This is a genomic window from Mycobacterium arosiense ATCC BAA-1401 = DSM 45069, assembly GCF_002086125.1.
GTDB classification, from domain to species: Bacteria; Actinomycetota; Actinomycetes; order Mycobacteriales; family Mycobacteriaceae; genus Mycobacterium; species Mycobacterium arosiense.
This window is the reverse complement of sequence record NZ_MVHG01000341.1, coordinates 1-251: the sequence shown is the minus strand read 5'-3', so window position 1 is coordinate 251 and position 251 is coordinate 1. Positions and strand designations below refer to the sequence as shown.

Annotated in this window: 1 protein-coding gene and 1 pseudogene; both read left to right on the top strand. The window is 55.8% G+C overall.

Annotation, left to right across the window (positions count from 1 at the left end; all coding sequences use genetic code 11):
* Positions 1-101, top strand: a pseudogene (locus BST14_RS32125) (50S ribosomal protein L28); the annotation flags it as partial.
* An 11-nt stretch (positions 102-112) separates the two neighbouring features.
* Positions 113-251: 50S ribosomal protein L33 (rpmG, locus tag BST14_RS32120; RefSeq protein WP_083067509.1), on the top strand; the 139-nt coding region annotated here is incomplete at its 3' end.

The window sequence follows — 251 nt, the reverse complement described above, 5'->3', positions numbered from 1 at the left end:
TCGTACGTCTGCGCGTTTCCGCCAAGGGCATGCGTATCATCGACAAGCGTGGCATCGAGGCCGTCCTGGCTGACCTGCGTGCCCGCGGCGAAAAATTCTAAGGAGCTGAATCATGCGTGAATTGATTCGTCTGGTGTCCAGCGCCGGTACCGGCCACTTCTACACCACCGACAAGAACAAGCGTACCAAGCCTGAGAAGATCGAGATCAAGAAGTACGATCCGGTTGTTCGTCAGCACGTGATCTACAAGG